Origin of the sequence: Pseudomonas californiensis (genome assembly GCF_021147775.1) — a bacterium.
Lineage (GTDB): Bacteria > Pseudomonadota > Gammaproteobacteria > Pseudomonadales > Pseudomonadaceae > Aquipseudomonas > Aquipseudomonas californiensis.
Genome location: NZ_JAGTPK010000005.1, coordinates 99,655 through 120,209, shown reverse-complemented (window position 1 = coordinate 120,209; position 20,555 = coordinate 99,655). Strand labels below are relative to the sequence as shown.

General features: G+C 57.8%; 22 protein-coding genes. 8 read left to right on the top strand and 14 right to left on the bottom strand.

Annotated features, from left to right (window positions below; all coding sequences use genetic code 11):
- Positions 1–18 precede the first annotated feature (18 nt).
- Positions 19–648, bottom strand: a complete 630-nt coding sequence (locus tag KDX37_RS06845; protein ID WP_231651921.1) for an alpha/beta hydrolase — start codon at positions 646–648, stop codon at positions 19–21.
- A gap of 145 nt (positions 649–793) precedes the next feature.
- On the opposite strand from KDX37_RS06845, the gene KDX37_RS06840 reads away from it, so the two are divergent.
- On the top strand, positions 794–1,228 hold the full coding sequence (locus KDX37_RS06840) for a YhcB family protein (protein ID WP_231651920.1): 435 nt from the start codon (positions 794–796) through the stop codon (positions 1,226–1,228).
- Between the two features lie 130 nt (positions 1,229–1,358).
- Here the strand turns inward: KDX37_RS06840 and cysN are convergent, their stop codons facing one another.
- The 3 genes from cysN to KDX37_RS06825 all read right to left on the bottom strand — a co-directional run bounded on the left by cysN (position 1,359) and on the right by KDX37_RS06825 (position 5,097).
- Positions 1,359–3,257: a sulfate adenylyltransferase subunit CysN gene (gene cysN / locus KDX37_RS06835; RefSeq protein WP_231651919.1), complete on the bottom strand. Its 1,899-nt coding sequence runs from the start codon at positions 3,255–3,257 to the stop codon at positions 1,359–1,361.
- A gap of 10 nt (positions 3,258–3,267) precedes the next feature.
- Entirely contained in the window at positions 3,268–4,185 is a 918-nt protein-coding gene (cysD, locus tag KDX37_RS06830; protein WP_198723703.1) for a sulfate adenylyltransferase subunit CysD, read from the bottom strand.
- Positions 4,186–4,338: 153 nt separating this feature from the next.
- Entirely contained in the window at positions 4,339–5,097 is a 759-nt protein-coding gene (locus KDX37_RS06825; RefSeq protein ID WP_231651918.1) for a Nif3-like dinuclear metal center hexameric protein, read from the bottom strand.
- A 111-nt stretch (positions 5,098–5,208) separates the two neighbouring features.
- Here KDX37_RS06825 and algW point away from each other — a divergent pair, with 111 nt between their 5' ends.
- On the top strand, positions 5,209–6,369 hold the full coding sequence (gene algW / locus KDX37_RS06820) for a Do family serine endopeptidase AlgW (RefSeq protein WP_231651917.1): 1,161 nt from the start codon (positions 5,209–5,211) through the stop codon (positions 6,367–6,369).
- 835 nt (positions 6,370–7,204) lie between these two features.
- Here the strand turns inward: algW and hisC are convergent.
- From hisC to KDX37_RS06770, 10 genes are all read right to left on the bottom strand, one after another.
- A complete protein-coding gene (gene hisC, locus KDX37_RS06815; protein ID WP_231651916.1) occupies positions 7,205–8,257 on the bottom strand; it encodes a histidinol-phosphate transaminase in 1,053 nt (350 codons plus the stop codon).
- Entirely contained in the window at positions 8,257–9,603 is a 1,347-nt protein-coding gene (hisD, locus tag KDX37_RS06810; protein WP_231651915.1) for a histidinol dehydrogenase, read from the bottom strand. Before hisD ends, hisC begins: the two co-directional genes overlap by 1 nt.
- Positions 9,604–9,726: 123 nt before the next feature.
- On the bottom strand, positions 9,727–10,362 hold the full coding sequence (gene hisG, locus KDX37_RS06805) for an ATP phosphoribosyltransferase (RefSeq protein WP_231651914.1): 636 nt from the start codon (positions 10,360–10,362) through the stop codon (positions 9,727–9,729).
- 155 nt (positions 10,363–10,517) lie between these two features.
- On the bottom strand, positions 10,518–11,783 hold the full coding sequence (gene murA / locus KDX37_RS06800; RefSeq protein WP_231651913.1) for a UDP-N-acetylglucosamine 1-carboxyvinyltransferase: 1,266 nt from the start codon (positions 11,781–11,783) through the stop codon (positions 10,518–10,520).
- 22 nt (positions 11,784–11,805) lie between these two features.
- Complete coding sequence (locus tag KDX37_RS06795; RefSeq protein WP_231651912.1) at positions 11,806–12,045, bottom strand: BolA family protein; 240 nt, start codon at positions 12,043–12,045, stop codon at positions 11,806–11,808.
- A gap of 114 nt (positions 12,046–12,159) precedes the next feature.
- Complete coding sequence (locus KDX37_RS06790; RefSeq protein ID WP_231651911.1) at positions 12,160–12,465, bottom strand: STAS domain-containing protein; 306 nt, start codon at positions 12,463–12,465, stop codon at positions 12,160–12,162.
- Positions 12,462–13,112 (bottom strand): MlaC/ttg2D family ABC transporter substrate-binding protein, encoded by a 651-nt coding sequence (locus KDX37_RS06785; protein WP_231651910.1) that lies wholly within the window; start codon positions 13,110–13,112, stop codon positions 12,462–12,464. The genes KDX37_RS06790 and KDX37_RS06785 overlap by 4 nt, the downstream gene beginning before the upstream one ends.
- Before the next feature lie 10 nt (positions 13,113–13,122).
- Positions 13,123–13,590, bottom strand: coding sequence for an outer membrane lipid asymmetry maintenance protein MlaD (gene mlaD / locus KDX37_RS06780; RefSeq protein ID WP_231651909.1), 468 nt, complete (start codon positions 13,588–13,590; stop codon positions 13,123–13,125).
- On the bottom strand, positions 13,590–14,387 hold the full coding sequence (gene mlaE / locus KDX37_RS06775; RefSeq protein WP_231651908.1) for a lipid asymmetry maintenance ABC transporter permease subunit MlaE: 798 nt from the start codon (positions 14,385–14,387) through the stop codon (positions 13,590–13,592). Before mlaE ends, mlaD begins: the two co-directional genes overlap by 1 nt.
- Positions 14,387–15,196 (bottom strand): ATP-binding cassette domain-containing protein, encoded by an 810-nt coding sequence (locus KDX37_RS06770; protein ID WP_231651907.1) that lies wholly within the window; start codon positions 15,194–15,196, stop codon positions 14,387–14,389. Before KDX37_RS06770 ends, mlaE begins: the two co-directional genes overlap by 1 nt.
- A 306-nt stretch (positions 15,197–15,502) precedes the next feature.
- Here KDX37_RS06770 and KDX37_RS06765 point away from each other — a divergent pair, with 306 nt between their 5' ends.
- The 6 genes from KDX37_RS06765 to KDX37_RS06740 all read left to right on the top strand — a co-directional run bounded on the left by KDX37_RS06765 (position 15,503) and on the right by KDX37_RS06740 (position 20,534).
- Complete coding sequence (locus KDX37_RS06765; protein WP_231651906.1) at positions 15,503–16,477, top strand: KpsF/GutQ family sugar-phosphate isomerase; 975 nt, start codon at positions 15,503–15,505, stop codon at positions 16,475–16,477.
- Between the two features lie 14 nt (positions 16,478–16,491).
- Positions 16,492–17,016, top strand: coding sequence for a KdsC family phosphatase (locus KDX37_RS06760; RefSeq protein WP_406641646.1), 525 nt, complete (start codon positions 16,492–16,494; stop codon positions 17,014–17,016).
- Between the two features lie 9 nt (positions 17,017–17,025).
- Positions 17,026–17,598 carry an LPS export ABC transporter periplasmic protein LptC gene (lptC, locus tag KDX37_RS06755; RefSeq protein ID WP_231651904.1) on the top strand — a complete coding sequence of 191 codons (573 nt, stop codon included), beginning with the start codon at positions 17,026–17,028 and terminating at the stop codon, positions 17,596–17,598.
- Complete coding sequence (lptA, locus tag KDX37_RS06750; RefSeq protein WP_231651903.1) at positions 17,585–18,133, top strand: lipopolysaccharide transport periplasmic protein LptA; 549 nt, start codon at positions 17,585–17,587, stop codon at positions 18,131–18,133. Before lptC ends, lptA begins: the two co-directional genes overlap by 14 nt.
- Positions 18,134–18,859, top strand: a complete 726-nt coding sequence (gene lptB, locus KDX37_RS06745) for an LPS export ABC transporter ATP-binding protein (RefSeq protein ID WP_231651902.1) — start codon at positions 18,134–18,136, stop codon at positions 18,857–18,859.
- A 181-nt stretch (positions 18,860–19,040) separates the two neighbouring features.
- Positions 19,041–20,534, top strand: a complete 1,494-nt coding sequence (locus tag KDX37_RS06740; protein WP_231651901.1) for an RNA polymerase factor sigma-54 — start codon at positions 19,041–19,043, stop codon at positions 20,532–20,534.
- Positions 20,535–20,555: the final 21 nt, after the last annotated feature.

The following is a 20,555-nucleotide window of genomic DNA, read 5'->3' as shown; positions in this document are numbered from 1 at the left end:
CTTATCTATGGGCTGCAATCAATTGGAGAGTCGCGGCAGGATCAGGTCTTTCAGATCGGTCAGCTTGCCGTGAAAAAAGTGTCCGCATTCTGCCACTTTCAGCAGCTCATGGGGACGTTGCAGCGCAGCAGACCATGCGTAAACCATTTCCGGGTCGATGACTTCGTCGGTTTCGGGCTGAATGATCGTCAACGGACAGTTTTGCGGCAACACACTGTGGTCCTGCAGGCGTGACGCGGCCGCCGCAATCAGGAACAGATGCTTGAGCTGTTCGCCCTTCGCTTCAAGGCGACCACCCAGATTGGCTGCGACATATCCGCCGAAGGAAAAGCCGAACAGGGTCAGAGGTAAATCGGGATGCTGAGCACGCAGCCAAGTCGCAGCTGCCTGCGCGTCATCGATCTCGCCGGGACCGGCAACGGAGGTGCCAGCGCTGGCGCCAACACCGCGATAATTGAAGCGCAACGTGATCAAAGACTCGTCTCGCGCGGTGCGCTGCAACGTAGAGACGACTTTATTGAGCATCGTTCCGCCCTGGATCGGGTTAGGATGGCAGATCAGTGCGATGCCCCGGGCATTGGGCACGTCCTGATAAAGTGCTTCGAGTTGGCCCTCTGGGCCGTCGATGAATACAGGGGTTTCACGCATGAGCAAAAAAGAACTCCGTGACCTCGAAATGGGTCGACTCGTCTAGCTGAATGTCTGTGGCTGGCATATCTACGACACGTCGCGGGTATACAGCGCAGGTTCGAGCCGTTAACGTAAAGCAAAGCCGTTTATAGAGGAAGGACTCGTGGAACACTCGCTCTTAGTTTGGTTGTTGCCGACTCTCGCCCTGGTTGCCGGTGTCGTCATTGGTTTCCTGGTCGCACGTCTGTTGCCCAACACCGTTCCGAATAGCACCCAGCGCCAGTTGAATGATATTCAGGAGCGCTTCGATACCTATCAGAACGAGGTGGTCACTCACTTCAACAGCACGGCTAACCTGGTACAGAAACTGTCGCAAAGTTATCAGGATGTTCAGGAACACCTTGCCGAGGGCGCCAACCGTCTGGCCCTTGATGAGTTGACCCGTCAACGTCTGCTGGCCGCCCTGCATCCGCCGGCCAATCAGGCTCCACGCGACCGCCTGACGCCACCACGTCACAGCGAAGCCCCCAAGGATTACGCGCCAAAGTCGCCTGATACTCCAGGTATGCTTGACGAGCACTATGGCCTGAAGAAGTAACGCCCGGCCAGCCACACGAAAAACCCGTCATTGGAAGCGAATGACGGGTTTTTTCATGCCTGTGGAAAACAAAAACCCCGGCAGGATTCAGGCTCTGCCGGGGCGTTGTCACAACGTTGCAGCCGTTACATCAGATCGCACCGCGACTGCGCAACAGCTCCAGGACCTGCTTGACGCCGTCTTCGACAGTCAGCGTCTGCGTGTCGATAACCAGATCAGCGTTGAGCGGCACGTCGTAAGGGAAGGACTCACCCGGAATGTTGTCGCCATCGGCGGCATACAGGCCCTGTGGGTCTCGTTCACGACAGACTGCAGGCGATGCCTGGACATAGACGGTCAGTAGACGTTCGGTACCGATCAGCGCCTTGGCCTGTTCACGACCGTAGGCATCCGGCGCGACGAACGCCGCCAATGTAATCAGGCCGGCCTCGTTGAACTGACGCGCCACGTGTGCAGCACGACGCCAGTTTTCGGTACGTCCGGCGCGATCCTGTGGCAGCCCCTTGTTCAGGTCATGACGCAGGTTCTGACCGTCCAGCACATACACCGCACGCCCCATGTCGAACAGCTTGCGCTCCACCGCATACGCCAGCGTGCTTTTGCCTGCACCTGACAAACCACTGAACAGTACGGTTGCCGGTTGCTGGCCGAAGCGCTGCGCGCGCTCCTCAGTAGCGACGTGAGCCAGCTCGCCATGATGACTGGCACATGCACCGCCGACCGGCTTGGCGATGATCATGCCCGCCGCCACAGTGCCGTTGGTCAAACGATCGATGACGATGAACGAGCCGGTAGTGCGGTTGCTGTCGTAACCGTCCAGGGCGATGGCTGAATCCAGGCTGACCTTGACGCGGCCAATCTCGTTCAGTTGCAGCGAACTGGCAGGACCTTCGAGCAACGTGTTGACGTCCACGCGATGGGTAATGCTGGCAATCGAACCAGGCACGTAGCTGGTGGCCCGCTTGATGTCATATTTCTTGCCCGGCAGCATCGGCTCTTCAGCCATCCAGACCAGCATGGCATCGAATGCATCGCTGACTTGTGGAATATTGTCAGCATGCACCAGCAGGTCGCCACGGGAGATGTCGATCTCGTCTTCCATGGTGAGGGTCACAGCCTGACCTGGACCGGCCTGCTCCAGCTCACCTTCGTAGGTAACGATGGACTTGACGCGGCTGCTCTTGCCCGACGGCAGCACCACGACTTCGTCGCCCTTGTGCACGATACCGCTGGCCAGGGTGCCGGCAAAACCACGAAAGTTGAGGTTCGGACGATTGACGTACTGAACCGGGAACCGCAGGTCCGCGTAATTGCGGTCGCTGGCGATTTCCACCGTTTCGAGAATTTCCATCAACGACTGACCGGCGTACCAGGGCGAACGCTCGCTCTTGTTCACCACGTTATCGCCCTTGAGCGCCGACATCGGCACAAAGGCCATGGTGGTTGGCTTGAAAGCGATACCCTCGGCAAACTTCAGGTAATCGGCCTTGATGGACTCGAACACGCTTTCATCGAAACCGTTGAGGTCCATCTTGTTGATGGCGACCACGATGTGTTTGATGCCCAGCAGCGAGGCGATGTAGCTGTGACGGCGAGTCTGGGTCTGCACGCCGTAACGCGCGTCCACAAGAATGATCGCCAGGTCGCAGGTCGACGCACCGGTGGCCATGTTGCGGGTGTACTGCTCGTGGCCCGGAGTATCGGCAATGATGAACTTGCGCTTGGCAGTAGAGAAATACCGGTAGGCAACGTCGATCGTGATGCCCTGCTCACGCTCGGCCTGCAGACCGTCAACCAGCAATGCCAGGTCGACCTCTTCACCAGTGGTACCGGACTTCTTGGAATCGCGGGTAATGGCTTCCAGATGATCTTCGTAGATCATCTTGGAATCGTGCAGCAGGCGGCCGATCAGCGTGCTCTTGCCGTCGTCGACGTTGCCGCAGGTCAGGAAGCGCAGCATTTCCTTGCGTTCGTGCTGGCCCAGATAGGCGAGGATGTCCTCGCTGATCAAATCAGATTGATGCGACATGTGACACCTCTTAGAAATAACCCTGACGTTTCTTTTCTTCCATCGAACCGGCGCCATCATGGTCGATGACACGGCCCTGACGTTCGGAAGTTCGCGTCAGCAGCATTTCCTGAATGATGTCAGTCAGGCTGGTCGCTTCGGACTCGACCGCACCCGTCAGCGGGTAGCAACCGAGTGTACGGAACCGGACCTTCTTCTTGACGATGCGCGCCTTTTCCTCGTCAGTGAGGTGTTCAAGGATGCGGTCGTCGTCGATCATGATCAACGTGCCGTTTTTCTCGATGACATCACGCTCGGCCGCGAAGTACAGCGGCACGATCGGGATACCTTCAAGGTAGATGTATTGCCAGATGTCCAGCTCGGTCCAGTTGGACAGCGGGAACACGCGAATCGACTCGCCTTTGTTGACGTTGCCGTTATAGACGTTCCACAACTCCGGACGCTGGTTCTTTGGGTCCCAGCGGTGTTTGCTGTCGCGGAACGAGTACACACGCTCTTTGGCGCGGGATTTCTCTTCATCGCGACGCGCACCACCAAAGGCGGCATCGAAACCATGTTTGTCGAGTGCCTGTTTAAGGCCCTCGGTCTTCATGATATCGGTGTGCTTGGCACTGCCGTGAGTGAACGGGTTGATGCCCTGCGCCACACCATCAGGGTTGACGTGGGTGATCAGATCCAGCCCCATTTCCTCGACCATCTTGTCGCGGAAGCTGTACATTTCCTGGAATTTCCAGCGGGTATCGACATGCATCACAGGGAACGGCAATTTGCCCGGGAAGAAGGCCTTGCGTGCCAGGTGCAACATCACGGCCGAATCCTTGCCGATCGAGTACAGCATCACCGGGTTATCGAACTCGGCGGCGACCTCGCGGATGATGTGGATGCTTTCCGCCTCCAGCTGTTTCAGATGCGTCAGTTTGTCAACCATGGTTACTCACGGATTGCGTTCGTTATGGACCGGGAAACCCCGGGGCGGCCTGCGGGCCGTATTCGAGCCGCACACTTTAACATGCGCGATATCGCGATTCAGCGGAGCTGATAGATCGAAACGATCTATGTATATTCCCCGCTGTTTGCATCGTCAGATCGGATTTGGACAATCGATGAACAGGTGTTCCAGCGCGAAACGTCGCGCCAGGTAATCCCCCAAAGCCTGAACGCCATAACCTTCAGTGGCGTGATGCCCGGCAGCAATGAAGCTGATGTCATTTTCACGAGCACTGTGAAAGGTCTGCTCCGACGCCTCGCCACTGAGAAACAGATCGACGCCCTCCTGCACGGCCTGATCGATATAACCCTGCCCGCCCCCCGTGCACCATCCCACGCGGCGGATCATCTGACTGCCTTCGACCAACAGCGGCTCACGCCCAAGCGCTTCCTGGACACGGCGAGCGAAATCGCGAGGCGTCATGGGCTCGGCAAGAGAACCTATCAGGCCGACAATACGGGCATTTTCAGGATCCAGCGGGCCTTCGACGGTGATGTCCAACTGGCGAGCCAGCTGCACGTTATTACCCACCTCGGGATGCACATCCAATGGCAGGTGATAGGCCAACAGACTGATGTCATGTTTCAACAATGTCTTGAGACGTCGTTGTTTCATGCCCACCACACAGGGATTTTCACCCTTCCAGAAATAGCCGTGGTGCACCAGAATCAGATCAGCCTGCGCCTCGACTGCTGCATCCAGCAGGGCCTGACTGGCAGTGACGCCACTGACGATACGCATCACCTGTGGACGGCCTTCGACCTGTAATCCGTTGGGGCAGTAATCCTGGATGCGGGCACTGCTGAGATAGCGGTCGGCTTCTTCAACCAGGGTGGTCAGGGCAACAGCCATAAAAGACTCCTAAATATGCAGTTCAGAGCTGCTTTGTACTCGTATAATGCCCGCCATTATGGCGCACCCGCGGTAAAAACTTCTGCGCCCGAAACCACCAGGACTTGTTCAATGCTCAAGGCACTGCGCTTTTTCGGCTGGCCGTTGCTGGCTGGCGTGCTTATCGCCCTGCTGATCATTCAGCGCTATCCGCAATGGGTCGGCCTGCCGAGCCTGGATGTCAATCTGCAACAGGCACCGCAGACCACCAACGTCATGCAGGGTCCTACGTCCTACGCGGATGCGGTTATCGCGGCGGCCCCTGCGGTGGTCAACCTCTATACCACCAAGATGGTCAACAAAGGCAGCAACCCGCTGTTTGAAGACCCGCAGTTCCGGCGTTTCTTCGGTGACAACACGCCCAAGCAACGGCGCATGGAGTCCAGCCTCGGCTCGGGCGTGATCATGAGCCCGGAAGGCTACTTGCTGACCAACAATCACGTCACCATTGGAGCGGACCAGATTGTGGTAGCGCTCAAAGATGGCCGCGAGACCATTGCCCGAGTGATCGGTAACGATCCCGAGACCGATCTCGCGGTGCTGAAAATCGACATCAAGAACCTGCCCGCCATCACTATCGCCCGCTCCGACGGCATCCGCATCGGCGACGTCGCTCTGGCCATCGGCAACCCGTTCGGTGTCGGCCAGACCGTCACCATGGGTATCATAAGTGCCACGGGCCGTAACCAGCTCGGCCTCAACACCTACGAAGACTTCATTCAGACCGATGCCGCGATCAACCCAGGCAACTCGGGCGGCGCCCTGGTAGATGCCACCGGCAACCTGATCGGCATCAACACAGCGATTTTCTCCAAGTCCGGCGGGTCACAGGGTATCGGTTTTGCCATCCCTACCAAACTGGCGATGGATGTCATGAAATCGATCATCGAACACGGTCAGGTCATTCGTGGCTGGCTGGGCATAGAAGTTCAACCGCTGACCCCGGAGCTGGCCGAATCCTTCGGCTTGAAAGACCGTCCGGGCATTGTTGTCGCTGGCGTATTTCGTGACGGCCCGGCGCAAAAGGCCGGCTTGCAGTTGGGCGATGTGATCCTGAGCATCAACGGAGAACCCGCTGGCGATGGCCGACGCTCCATGAATCAGGTGGCTCGTACCAAGCCCAAGGACAAGGTTGCCATTGATGTAATGCGCAACGGCAAGGAATTACGCCTGAACGCAGAAGTGGGCTTGCGCCCACCACCAGCCCCAGCAGCGGCCGCAAATCCGGAGTGATCCAGGTCGCCCCACATGGGAGCCAGCTTGCTGGCGAAGGCTGAAACACGGGCGATACATCTTCAACGGATGTACCCATCTTTTCGCGAGCAAGCGGAGCGCCGCCCGGCTCGCTTGTATGGCTTTTGTTTTGGCCGTTCGGGACTGTGGATTCAGTTGGATGAACGCTCGGCTCAGGTCACCTTTTCGCCCCTCGGCGACCCACTTTGATGGGGCCAAAGTGGGCAAAGCCCCAGGCTCCGGTTGGGTCCGCCTGCGGCGGATTCCTTCGTCCTGACACTGATCCGGTGGTCGCTGCAACGGGCCCTCCATGGCCCGGTGCAGCTCAATCGGCATCCATGCCGATTGCCCCCCGGATCAGCGCCAGAACTCAGCCTGCACCTTGCGTCGCGTTCTGCGGTGTGGCGGCTATCGGGGTAGAAAGGCGCTGTTTGCCGTGGCTGGGCTTTTTTTGATTCTGATCGCTGAGCCGATATGCAACCTGCATCTTCAGAGAACATGCTTGTCTCTTCGTCAGCAAACGGAACGCCGCCGGGCGGGCATCCAGACGGCCGCGTGGAAGTCGTCTTATGAACAACGAAGAAAACACAGTTTTCAGGATCACTCAGGCAGTGGTCATCCTGGCGCGGAAAATAGCTTGAGTAGCGTTCGCCCTGTTAAAAAACCAGAGCGGATACCCGTCAAAAGTGGCTTGAGGACTTTTCCGATACCATAGAATCTGCCACTTCAGGGCTTCAGAATCTGTGGGATGCGAGCTTGCTGGCGAATGCTGAAGCAGGAGCGATACATCTTCAGCGGATGTACCGCCCCTTTCGCAAACAGCGGGGAGCGCCCCTCAGATATCGCTCAGCCCTTCCAGCAATGCCTGATGTTGCTCAGGCGTACCAATGCTGATCCGCAGGAACTGCGCAATGCGCTCCTGCTTGAAGTGACGAACGATAACGCCCTGCTCGCGCAGTTTTGCAGCAAGCCCGGCGGCATCGTGTTGCGGGTGGCGGGCGAAAATGAAGTTGGCGGCAGATGGCAGCACCTCAAAGCTTTTGCCTTGCAACTGCTCAACCAGTGCCTCCCGGCTCTCGATAACCTTGTTGCGTGTCAGCTCGAAGTGCTCGCGGTCCTCGAACGCCACCGCCCCGCCGATATTGGCCAGGCGATCCAGCGGATAGGAGTTGAAGCTGTTCTTGACCCGCTCCAGCGCCTCGATCAGGTCAGGATGACCCACCGCCAACCCGACTCGCAGACCGGCCAACGAGCGCGACTTGGAAAGAGTCTGCGTTACCAGCAGATTAGGGTAGCGGTCGACCAGACTGATCGCAGTTTCTCCACCAAAATCGATATACGCCTCGTCCACCACAACCACCGAATCCGGGCTGGCTTTGATGATCTGTTCCACCGCATCCAGCGCCAACAGACAGCCGGTCGGCGCATTCGGGTTAGGAAAGATGATCCCGGCGTTCGGCCTGGCGTAATCCTCGACACGAATCTGGAACTGGTCGTTCAGCGGCACGGCTTCGAAATCAATGCCATACAGCCCGCAATACACAGGGTAGAAGCTGTAGCTGATATCCGGGAACAACAGCGGCGCATTGTGCTGAAACAGCGCGTGGAAAATGTGCGCAAGCACCTCGTCCGAGCCATTGCCCAAAAAGATCTGGTTCGTCCGCACGCTGTAGTAGTCGGCCACTGCGTGCTTGAGCAGATCGCTGTTGGGGTCCGGATACAGACGCAGGTCGTCGGTCAACGCCGCGCGCATGGCGTCGAGCGCTTTCGGCGAAGGACCGTAGGGGTTTTCATTGGTATTGAGCTTGACCAGCTTGGTCAGCTTCGGCTGCTCGCCGGGCACATAGGGCACCAGAGTGCTGACAAACGGGCTCCAGAACTTGCTCATCAGGTGTCTTCCTTCAGGTTGGCAGCTTTCCAGTCGGTGTCTGTGATGCGGTATTCGGCGCTGCGCGCATGACCGCTGAGAGATTCGCCACGCGCCAGCACTGAAGCTGTCTTGCCGAGTTCAGAGGCGCCTTCAGGCGAGCAATAGATGATCGACGAGCGCTTCTGAAAATCGTAAACACCCAGCGGCGATGAAAACCGGGCAGTGCCGGAGGTCGGCAGCACGTGGTTGGGACCTGCGCAGTAATCGCCCAAGGCTTCGGAAGTGTGCCGCCCCATGAAGATCGCACCGGCGTGACGGATGTGCGGCAGCCACGCTTGAGGGTCCGCTACGGAGAGCTCAAGGTGCTCGGGCGCGATGCGGTTAGCAACTTCGATGGCCTGCGCCATGTCCGCCACCTTGATCAGCGCGCCGCGACCATTGATGGACGTCTCGACAATCGCCGAGCGGGCCATGGTCGGCAACAGGCGAGTAATGCTGGCCGCAACCTTGTCGAGGAACTCTGCATCCGGGCTGACCAGAATGGCTTGCGCGTCTTCATCGTGCTCGGCCTGCGAGAACAGGTCCATGGCAATCCAGTCAGGGTCGGTCTGACCATCGCAGACCACGAGGATTTCCGACGGGCCGGCGATCATGTCGATACCGACCTGCCCGAAAACGTGACGCTTGGCAGTCGCCACGTAGATATTGCCGGGCCCCACTACCTTGTCGACTTTCGGCACGCTTTCAGTGCCGTACGCCAATGCCGCGACGGCCTGTGCGCCACCAATCGTGAACACCCGATCAACGCCCGCGATGCACGCAGCGGCCAGCACCAGCTCATTGATTTCGCCACGTGGGGTCGGCACAACCATGACCACTTCGGTCACACCAGCGACTTTTGCGGGGATGGCGTTCATCAGCACCGACGACGGATAGGAGGCCTTGCCGCCCGGTACGTAAAGGCCAGCACGGTCCAGCGGCGTGACCTTCTGACCCAGCACGGTGCCGTCGGCCTCGGTGTAGCTCCAGGAGTCCTGTTTCTGTTTTTCATGGTAGCTGCGCACACGCTCCGCCGCTTTTTCCAACGCTTCGCGCTGAACCGGGGTGATGCGTGTCAGAGCCAGCTCAAGACGCTCACGCGGCAGAATCAGATCGGCCATCGAAGCCACCTGCAAGCCATCAAAACGCTGCGTGAACTCGACCAGCGCCTCGTCGCCACGCTCACGCACGGCCTTGATAATGTCGAGCACACGCTGGTTGACCGAATCGTCAGACACACTTTCCCAGCTCAACAGATGATCCAGATGTCGTGCGAAATCCGGGTCAGCAGCATCAAGTCGGCGAATTGCAGTGGGAGTGGTCATAACAGGGCCTCAGTAATTGGCAGATGCTCAGGAGCCTAAAGCTACCAAGCTATCCGCGCAGGCACCTGAGAAATTTGGCTATGACACGGATAGCTGGACGCAACTCAACGTTGCGTAGTCAAATCAGCCGCGGTGTCGCGACTCCACTGCCTTGCGCAGGGTGTCGATAAGGGACTGAATGCGGGCGTGCTGCATTTTCATCGAAGCCTTGTTCACCACCAGACGCGAACTGATGGTAGCGATCAGCTCCTGAGGCTCAAGACCGTTGGCACGCAGCGTGTTACCCGTGTCGACCACGTCGATGATCTTGTCGGCAAGACCGATCAGCGGTGCCAGCTCCATCGAACCGTACAGCTTGATGATGTCGACCTGACGACCCTGCTCGGCGTAATAACGCTTGGCAACGTTGACGAATTTGGTCGCCACACGCAGACGGCCTTTCGGCTCGACGGCACCAATGGCGCCTGCTGTCATGAGCTTGCACTTGGCGATCTGCAGGTCCAGCGGCTCGTACAGCCCCTGGCCGGTGTACTCCATCAGCACGTCCTTGCCCGCAACACCCAGATCGGCTGCGCCATGCTCAACGTAAGTCGGCACATCGGTGGCACGAACGATCAACAGGCGCACGTCGGCCTGAGTCGTGGGAATAATGAGCTTGCGGCTCTTGTCCGGATTCTCGGTCGGCACAATGCCCGCTTCAGCAAGAAGCGGCAGGGTGTCGTCAAGGATGCGGCCCTTGGACAGTGCGATGGTCAACATGGGAAACGTAAGTCCTTATCAGGAAACTTTTGCCATGACGCAAGCGGCGCATGACAAACCTCGACCCACAGGGCCTGAGGTGGAACGATTCAGAAAATCACATCCGCGGTAGAACAGACAGCCCCGAGGCCTCACGGCATCGGGGCTGCTTGCCACTAGCCCGGAACGCGGCGGATCTTGGCGCCCAGCATTTGCAGCTTCTCTTCGATGCACTCGTAACCACGGTCGATGTGGTAGATGCGGTCGATCAACGTGTCGCCTTGAGCAACCAGCGCCGAAATCACCAGACTGGCCGATGCACGCAGGTCCGTCGCCATCACCGGGGCACCCTTGAGGGCCTCAGTACCGGTAACAATCGCAGTGTTGCCTTCAACCTGAATCTGCGCGCCCATGCGGTGCATTTCATACACGTGCATGAAACGGTTTTCAAAGATGGTCTCGATGACCGCGCCCGTACCTTCAGCGATGGCATTGAGCGAGATGAACTGCGCCTGCATGTCAGTCGGGAACGCCGGGTAAGGTGCAGTGCGCACATTAACGGCCTTGGGACGCTTGCCGTGCATGTTCAACTCGATCCAGTCATTACCGGTCGTGATTTCGGCACCGGCTTCCTGAAGCTTGAGCAGTACAGCTTCAAGAATGGTCGGATCGGTGTCCTTGACCTTGACGCGCCCACCGGTCACGGCAGCCGCCACCAGATAGGTGCCGGTCTCAATGCGGTCAGGCATCACCTTGTAAGTGGCCGAGTGCAGACGCTTGACGCCATCAATAGTGATGGTGTCGGTACCCGCGCCGTGAATCTTCGCACCCATTGCGATCAGGAAGTTCGCCAGATCGACCACTTCGGGCTCGCGGGCAGCGTTCTGCAGAACGCTGCGACCGTTGGCCAGACTGGCTGCCATCATGATGTTCTCGGTACCGGTCACGCTCACGGTATCGAAGAAGAAATTGGCACCGCGCAGGCCACCTTCAGGCGCCTTGGCCTTGATGTAACCGCCTTCAACATCAATGACCGCGCCCATGGCTTCAAGACCACGGATGTGCAGGTCAACCGGACGCGAACCGATTGCGCAGCCGCCTGGCAGGGCTACTTCAGCCTCGCCGAAACGGGCAACCATAGGGCCCAGCACCAGGATCGACGCACGCATGGTCTTGACCAGCTCGTACGGCGCAACCAGGGTCTTGATGGTACGAGGATCGATCTCGACGCTCAGCTTTTCGTCGATCACAGGCTCGATGCCCATACGACCGAACAGCTCGATCATGGTGGTGATGTCGTGCAGGTGCGGCAGGTTCTGAACGGTAACCGGCCCATCGGCCAGCAGCGTGGCTGCGAGGATCGGCAAGGCAGAGTTCTTTGCCCCGGAGATGCGGATTTCGCCATCAAGACGAACACCGCCGGTAATAATCAATTTATCCATTAGAATCTCGACACCAATTGGCTCAGGTGCGCTCGGCCCAGGCAGCGCGGCTGAAAAATTTCATAGTTACCGCGTGGATGCTGCCATCGGCAATCCAAGGGTTCAAATGGGCATAAATCTGTTGCTGACGCTTGACGGGGCTCAGACTGGCCAACTCGTCACTGATCACGTTCAGCTGAAAGTTGCAGCCTTCGCCTTCAACTTCCACCTGGATATCTGGCAGCTTTCCTTCAAGGAAGCCTTTAACTTCTACAGCCTGCATGCTTAACCTCGATCGGCGCTGTACGCGCGCGGGTCGGCCATCATACAAAAAAGCCCATGCTATGCGAACCCCGCTGTGCGGAGGTCGGACCAAGGGCCTTTTTGATAATACCTGTCAATGGATGTCCAGAAGCTCACTCAGGCCGGAAACCTGGGCAATTTTGCGCATGTCTTCGGGCAATGAATGCACACGAAGGGACTTGCCTGCTTCTTCGGCGTCGCGCATGAATGCAAGCACCAGCGCCAGACCGACGCTACTGGACTTCTCGACACCCGAGCAGTCCAGCGTCAGATTGCTCAAATCGCCCGACCGGATCAAGGCCGCACCCTGCTTGCGCAGCTGCGGCCCGCTGAGGTAATCCAGCACACCGATCAGCTTCAGCTCACCTGGCCCTGCAAGGCGCACGGCGGACTCACTCATTGGGCCGGCTTCTTGGCGGCGTCGTCCGTAACTTCCTTGGCCTTGGCGACTTCACCAGCCCAACCGTCGATGGTCTTGTCCAGATCGTTGCCGTTACGCTGCATCGCGTCGGCGAACTGATCGCGGAACAATTTACCGATGTTGATCCCGTTGATGATCACGTTGCGCACTTTCCATTCACCACCGACCTTCTCAAGGGTGTAGGAAACAGGATAGACCGCGCCGTTGCCCTTGACCTGCATGTCCACGCTGGTCCGGTCGGCGCCTTCATCCTTGGCAGGAGAAACGGTAATGCCCTGGTTGTTGTACTCAAGCAACGCATTGCCATAGAACTGCATCAGGCTGCGCTTGAAGTTTTCCTGAAAGCGCTGCATCTGCGCAGGCGTCGCCTTGCGCGAATACTTGACGGTCATGATGCTGCGGGAAATGCCGTCGGCGTCCACGACCGGACCGACGATGCGGTTCAGTGCATCGTAAAAGGCGCTCGGGTTGGCTTTGTACTGCTCTTTGTTGGCAGCCAGATCGCTGAGCAATTCCTTGGTGGTACGCTCCACCAGGTCATGGGCAGACGGAGCCGCAGCAGCATTGGCCAGCATCGGCAGAGCGGCCAGCAATACCAGCAGGCCGCGGCGCAGAATCGAGATCATTTAAAGCTCCTCACTTGGCGTCTTTACTTACGGTATTGAGCAGGAATTTCCCGATCAGATCTTCCAGCACGAGCGACGATTGAGTGTCATGGATGGTTGCGCCATCCTTGAGCAGTGCCTCGTCGCCACCCACACTGATACCAATGTATTTCTCACCCAGCAGGCCGGCAGTCAGGATCGACGCAGTGGAGTCAGCAGGCAGATTGTCGACCTTCTTCTGTACTTCCAGCGTGACGCGACCGGTAAAGGTATCGCGATCCAGATCAATCGCGGTGACCTTGCCGATCGTCACACCGGCCATGCTTACCTTGGCTCTGACAGTCAAACCGGCAATATTGTCGAAGTAGGCATAAAGTTTATAGCTGTCATTGGTCGCACTGGTGCTCAGACCGCTGACACGCAGGGCCAGCAACAGCAAAGCCAGTATCCCTGCCAGCAGGAACAGGCCGACACCGGTTTCGATGGCGCGGTTTTGCATCAGAAATCTCCAAACATCAAGGCGGTCAAAATAAAGTCCAGGCCCAGCACTGCCAACGAGGCATATACAACGGTCTTGGTCGTGGCACGGCTGATTCCCTCCGAAGTGGGATCACAGTCATAACCCTGGAAGACGGCAATCCATGTCACCACAAAAGCAAATACGACGCTCTTGATGACTCCATTGAGCACATCGTTGGTAAAGGAAACGCTGTTCTGCATGTTCGACCAGAAAGAGCCTTCATAGACTCCCAACCAATCGATCGCCACCCAGGAGCCGCCCCAGATACCGACCACGCTGAAAATCATTGCCAGAATCGGTAACGAAATGAACCCGGCCCACAAACGCGGTGCAACGATGTATTTGAGCGGATCGACACCGATCATTTCCAGGCTGGACAGCTGTTCGGTAGATTTCATGTTGCCGATTTCAGCGGTCAGCGCCGAGCCTGCACGCCCTGCAAACAACAGAGCGGTGACAACCGGCCCAAGTTCACGCAGCAGGGTCAGCGCAACCATCTGGCCAACAGCCTGTTCCGAACCGTACTTGGTCAGGATGCTGAAACCCTGCAGGGCCAGCACCATACCGATGAACATGCCTGACACCACAATGATGACCAGTGACATGACACCCACCGAGTACAACTGCTTGACCAGCAACTGAAAACTGCTGCCCGTGCCGCCTCGCCCGAGCAGAGCGTTGCCCAGAAATATTCCTGAACGCCCCAGAACCGTAACGATATCCATGGCCGCACGCCCCAGCAGGCGAATGCGCTCCATCAGTGACTTCTTGCGCATCAGCGCTTCCCCAACAGGTCTTCGCGAAAATCCGGCGCCGGATAATGAAATGGCACGGGGCCATCCGGTTCGCCGGTCATGAATTGACGAATGCGCGGATTGTCCGAAGACATCAGCTCTTGCGGCGTGCCCTGCCCCAGTACCTGCCCGTCACCCACCACATAAAGGTAATCGGCGATGCTGGCCGTCTCGGTCAGATCATGGGACACCACGATGCTGGTAATGCCCAACGCGTCGTTGAGCAACCGGATCAGTCGCACCAGCACGCCCATTGCAATCGGGTCCTGCCCCACGAAAGGCTCGTCGTACATAAGGATCTGCGGGTCCAGCGCGATTGCCCGAGCCAGCGCAACGCGGCGTTTCATGCCTCCGGACAGTTCGTCCGGCATCAATTCGATGGCCCCGCGAAGGCCCACGGCCTGCAACTTGAGCAGCACGATGTCACGGATCAGCTCTTCGGGCAGCTCGGTGTGGACACGCAAAGGGAACGCGACGTTTTCAAAGACATCAAGGTCGGTGAACAGCGCGCCACTCTGGAACAGAACGCCCATTTGCTTGCGCGCATCGAACAGATCGCTGCGCGACAACTCTGGCAAGTTCTGCCCGTTGACCCACACCTGGCCTTCGCTGGGACGCAACTGGGCGCCCATCAGACGCAGCAAGGTAGTCTTGCCACAGCCGGACGGCCCCATGATCCCGGTGACTTTGCCCCGAGGAATACGAATATCGACATTGTTGAAAATGCTGCGCGCGCCGCGTTTGAAGGAAACCCCTTTCAACTCGACCGCGTAGGCGTCATCAGGACTCATCTAAACTCCTTGCGATACAGCCTCCCTCCTCAGCCGCCAGATCCCAGAGGGAGACAAGCTGTCCAGGCGGGCCGAACAAGCCGCGAACTATAGCATCGCAGCGACTCGTCACCCAACAGAAAGAGAACCGGTAAGTTCAGATAATCACTGAATTATTGCAGCATGCCGAGCTGGCAGGATGCCTTGATACAGACCCGTGAAAGCACAGGAAATTCGTTTAAAAATTACACGACGACGATCAGACGTGAGGGAATCGTTCATTACCGCTATAATCGCCGCCTTTCGGAAGGCTGACCCATTCAAGACATGAACCAATCCAGTGACCTGATTCAATCCGCGCAACGCACCGTTCGCCTTGAGATAGAAGCAATAGAAGGCCTGCTGGGTCGTCTCGACGGCGATTTCGTGCGCGCGTGTGAAATGATCCTCGCCAGCAAAGGGCGAGTCGTTGTGGTCGGGATGGGCAAGTCTGGGCATATTGGCAACAAGATCGCCGCCACACTGGCGAGTACCGGCACCACTTCGTTTTTTGTCCATCCGGCCGAAGCCAGCCATGGCGATATGGGCATGATTACGCGCGACGACATCATTCTGGCCTTGTCGAATTCCGGCACCACCAATGAAATCGTCACCTTGCTGCCGTTGATCAAACGCCTGGGCATCAAAATGATCAGCCTGACCGGCGACCCGGCCTCGACGCTGGCCAAAGCCGCCGATGTCAATCTCAACACGCATGTCGCACATGAGGCCTGCCCGCTGAATCTGGCGCCGACCTCGTCAACGACAGCAGCACTGGTCATGGGCGACGCCCTGGCAGTAGCGCTGCTCGATGCGCGCGGGTTTACTGCCGAAGATTTCGCGTTCTCGCATCCAGGCGGCGCCCTGGGGCGACGCCTGCTGCTGAAAGTCGAAAACGTGATGCATTCTGGCGAGACACTGCCTACTGTGCAGCGTGGCACCCTGTTGCGGGACGCGCTTCTGGAAATGACCCGCAAGGGCCTTGGCATGACGGCAGTGCTGAATACCGACGGGACCCTGGCCGGAATCTTCACGGACGGCGACCTGCGTCGCACGCTGGACCGTCCGATCGACATTCGAGTGACTACTATTGATGAAGTCATGACCGTTCACGGCAAGACAGTGCACGCAGAAATGCTGGCCGCCGAAGCCTTGAAAATCATGGAAGATCACAAAATCAGTGCTCTGATTGTGGTTGACGCGAACGATTACCCGGTGGGTGCGTTCAACTTGCAGGATCTACTGCGTGCGGGAGTGATGTAATGCAGGCCGACACAATGAACAGCGAACTGATGCAGCGTGGCAAAGCCATCAAACTGGCAGTTTTCGACGTCGATGGCGTGCTGACTGACGGCCGCCTGTACTTCCTCGAAGACGGCAGCGAGATCAAGACATTCAATACACTCGACGGCCAAGGCATAAAAATGCTGATAGCGTCGGGCGTAACCACCGCTATCATCAGTGGGCGCAAGACGCCGATTGTAGAGCGCAGAGCAAAGAATCTGGGCATCGAACACCTGTACCAGGGTCGCGAAGACAAGCTGGTAGTGCTCGATCAATTGCTGGCCGAATTGAAATTGAGTTACGAACAGGTCGCCTATCTGGGTGATGATCTGCCAGACTTGCCGGTCATCCGACGTGTCGGTCTGGGCATGGCAGTCGCCAACGCAGCAGGCTTTGTCCGTCAACACGCACACGGCGTTACTCAGGCACGGGGCGGCGAAGGCGCAGCCCGTGAGTTCTGCGAACTGATCCTGAGTGCGCAAGGCAACCTTGAAGCGGCCCACTCCGCCTACTTATAGAAGCCATTTATGTTGAGCAAGAAAATTCGGAAGTTCCTGCTTTTCGGGGTGCTGGCGCTGCTGCTCGCTGCTGTCGGCTACTGGAATATCAGCCCGGAAAGCTTCATGGATCAGCCTGTAGCGACGGTGGACGAGAGCGCCATTGACTACTACGCGATCAATGCACACAGCATTCAGTACCTGCCTGACGGCAAGATGCAGTACGACATGACAGCCGACAAGGTCGAGCACCTGAAGGCCACTGACGTGACGCTGCTGACCACCCCTGACCTGCAGATGTATCGCGGCACGGTGTTTCCGTGGCACGTACAAAGCAAGCGTGGCGAAGTGTCGCCCGGCGGCGACCATGTCGAACTGATCGACGACGTTCGCGTCGCACGTACTGACGAAAAGCAACGCACGACTATCATCACCAGTAGTCGCATGACGGTATTCCCACAGAAGCAATATGCGCAGACCGAGCAAGTCGTTAGAATCGACGGCGCGGGCGGTGTCACCACAGCCAAGGGAATGAAAGCGTATTTGAACGACGGCAGGATGGACCTGCTGTCCAACGTAAGAGGACAGTATGAGGCTCGTTAAAACTCTTCCTTTCTTGCTCGGCCTGGGCGCAGCACTGGGAAGCGCGAGCGCCTGGTCCCTGCCTACCGACCGTGATCAGCCTATCCACATCCAGTCCGATGATGCGCAGCTCGATGACAAGAAAGGCGTTGCTACCTACAAGGGCAACGTCATCATCACGCAAGGCTCGATGAAAATCACCGGTAATACCGTGACCATTACCCGTAATGCCCAGGGCGAAGTCGACGTGTTCACGTCCGTCGGCAACCTGGCGTATTACGAGCAGAAGCCTGCCGTCGACAAGCCGATCGTGCAGGCATATGCCGTCACGATCCAGTATTACGCGGCGCAGGATCGCATCGTGCTGATCGACAAGGCCAAGGTTATCAATGACGGCAACACGTCCGAAGGCGAGAAAATCGTCTACGACACCGTCAAGCAGATCGTGAATGCCGGCCGGGCCAATGGCGGTGCGAAGGTGACGACGCCGCGCCCTCGGATCGACATGGTTATCCAGCCGAAAAAGAAACCCGATCAACCGCAGAAGGCCCAGTAAATGGCGACGCTCAAAGCCCAGCACCTGGCTAAAAGCTACAAAAGCCGACAGGTCGTCCGCGATGTGAGCATATCCATCGACAGCGGTCAGATCGTTGGCTTGCTGGGCCCAAACGGTGCCGGCAAGACCACCTGCTTCTATATGATCGTCGGCCTTGTACAGGCCGATCAGGGACGCGTATTGATCGACGACCTCGATGTGAGCCACCAGCCGATGCATGGCCGGGCCCGGGCAGGTATCGGTTACCTGCCCCAGGAAGCTTCCATCTTCCGCAAGCTGTCAGTCGCCGATAACATCATGGCAATCCTTGAAACACGCAAGGAACTCGACGCAGCCGGGCGTCGCAAGGAGATGGAAAGCCTGCTTCAGGAATTCCACATCACGCATATCCGTGACAACCTGGGCATGAGCCTGTCGGGTGGTGAGCGCCGCCGTGTGGAAATCGCACGCGCACTGGCCACAGCACCCAAATTCATCCTTCTGGATGAGCCCTTCGCGGGTGTGGACCCCATTTCGGTTGGCGACATCAAGCAAATCATTCATCACCTGAAAGCCAAAGGCATCGGCGTGTTGATCACTGACCACAACGTCCGTGAGACGTTGGACATCTGCGAAACCGCTTATATCGTCAATGACGGGCAGTTGATCGCAGAAGGTGATTCGCAAACTATCCTGGCGAATCAGTTGGTGAAAGAAGTCTATCTCGGTCACGAGTTCCGCCTGTAAACCAGGCGTTTCGCGCTTTTCAGGCGCTCGATGCCCTAGTGGCGTATTGACAATGCATTATTTGTCGGGATGCCCTAGGCAAACGCTTCGATTTCAGGCATATAACTTGCTTAAGTTGGCGCTTCGGCGCCTGTAGTGGATGGCGCATGTGCGCCGGCGAATAAGGTGTTTAGCCCCTGCCATGAAACCATCGCTAGTCTTGAGAATGGGCCAGCAGCTGACGATGACACCGCAGCTGCAACAGGCAATCCGCTTACTCCAGTTATCCACTCTGGACCTCCAGCAGGAGATCCAGGAGGCGCTGGAATCCAACCCCATGCTGGAACGGCAGGAAGAAGGCGACGACTTCGACAACTCCGATCCGCTGGCCGACAACATCGAGCAAAAGCCCAACCCGGACGTTCAGGAACCTACCTACCAGGAAGCTGCCCCTACGGTGGACAACCTGGAAGACGGTGAATGGAGCGAGCGCATTCCGAATGAGCTGCCGGTGGATACGGCCTGGGAAGATATCTATCAGACCAGCGCCAGCAGCCTGCCCAGCAATGACGACGACGAGTGGGACGTCACGACGCGCACCTCTGTCGGAGAAAGCCTGCAAAGCCACCTCCTTTGGCAGTTGAACGTCGCGCCGATGTCCGACAAGGACCGACTGGTCGCTGTAACCCTGATCGACTGCATCAACAATCAGGGCTATCTGGACGAGACCCTTGAAGAAATACTTGAGTCTTTCGACCCTGAACTGGACATCGAACTCGACGAAATCGAGGCCGTGCTCCATCGCATTCAGCAATTTGAGCCTGCCGGTATTGGTGCGCGCAATCTGAGCGAATGCCTGCTCTTGCAACTGCGCCAACTGCCAGCAAAAACCCCATGGCTCGCCGAAGCCCAGCGCCTGGTCACCGATTATATCGACCTGCTGGGCAGCCGTGATTACGGGCAACTCATGCGCCGCATGAAGATCAAGGAGGATGAGCTTCGTCAGATCATCGAGCTGGTCCAGAGTCTTAACCCGCGCCCCGGTTCGCAGATCGAATCCACTGAAGCCGAGTACGTTGTACCTGACGTCATCGTGCGCAAGGACAACGAGCGCTGGCTGGTTGAGCTGAATCAGGAGTCTGTGCCGCGTCTGCGTGTCAACCCGCAGTACGCAGGGTTCGTGCGGCGCGCCGACACCAGCGCCGACAACACCTTCATGCGCAATCAGTTGCAGGAGGCGCGCTGGTTCATCAAGAGTCTCCAGAGCCGCAACGAGACACTGATGAAGGTCGCCACCCAGATCGTCGAGCACCAGCGCGGCTTTCTCGAGTATGGCGACGAGGCGATGAAGCCGCTCGTGCTGCACGATATCGCCGAAGCGGTAGGCATGCACGAATCGACGATTTCCCGCGTGACCACCCAGAAATTCATGCACACCCCACGTGGTATTTACGAGCTGAAATATTTCTTTTCAAGCCACGTAAGCACCTCGGAAGGCGGTGAATGCTCGTCCACGGCAATCCGCGCAATCATCAAAAAACTGGTTGCCGCCGAAAATCAGAAAAAGCCGTTGAGTGATAGCAAGATCGCTGGTTTACTGGAGGCACAAGGCATTCAAGTAGCCCGCCGCACAGTCGCCAAATACCGCGAATCACTTGGGATCGCGCCTTCCAGTGAGCGCAAGCGACTGATGTGATGCAGGCCGAGCCACAGCGTT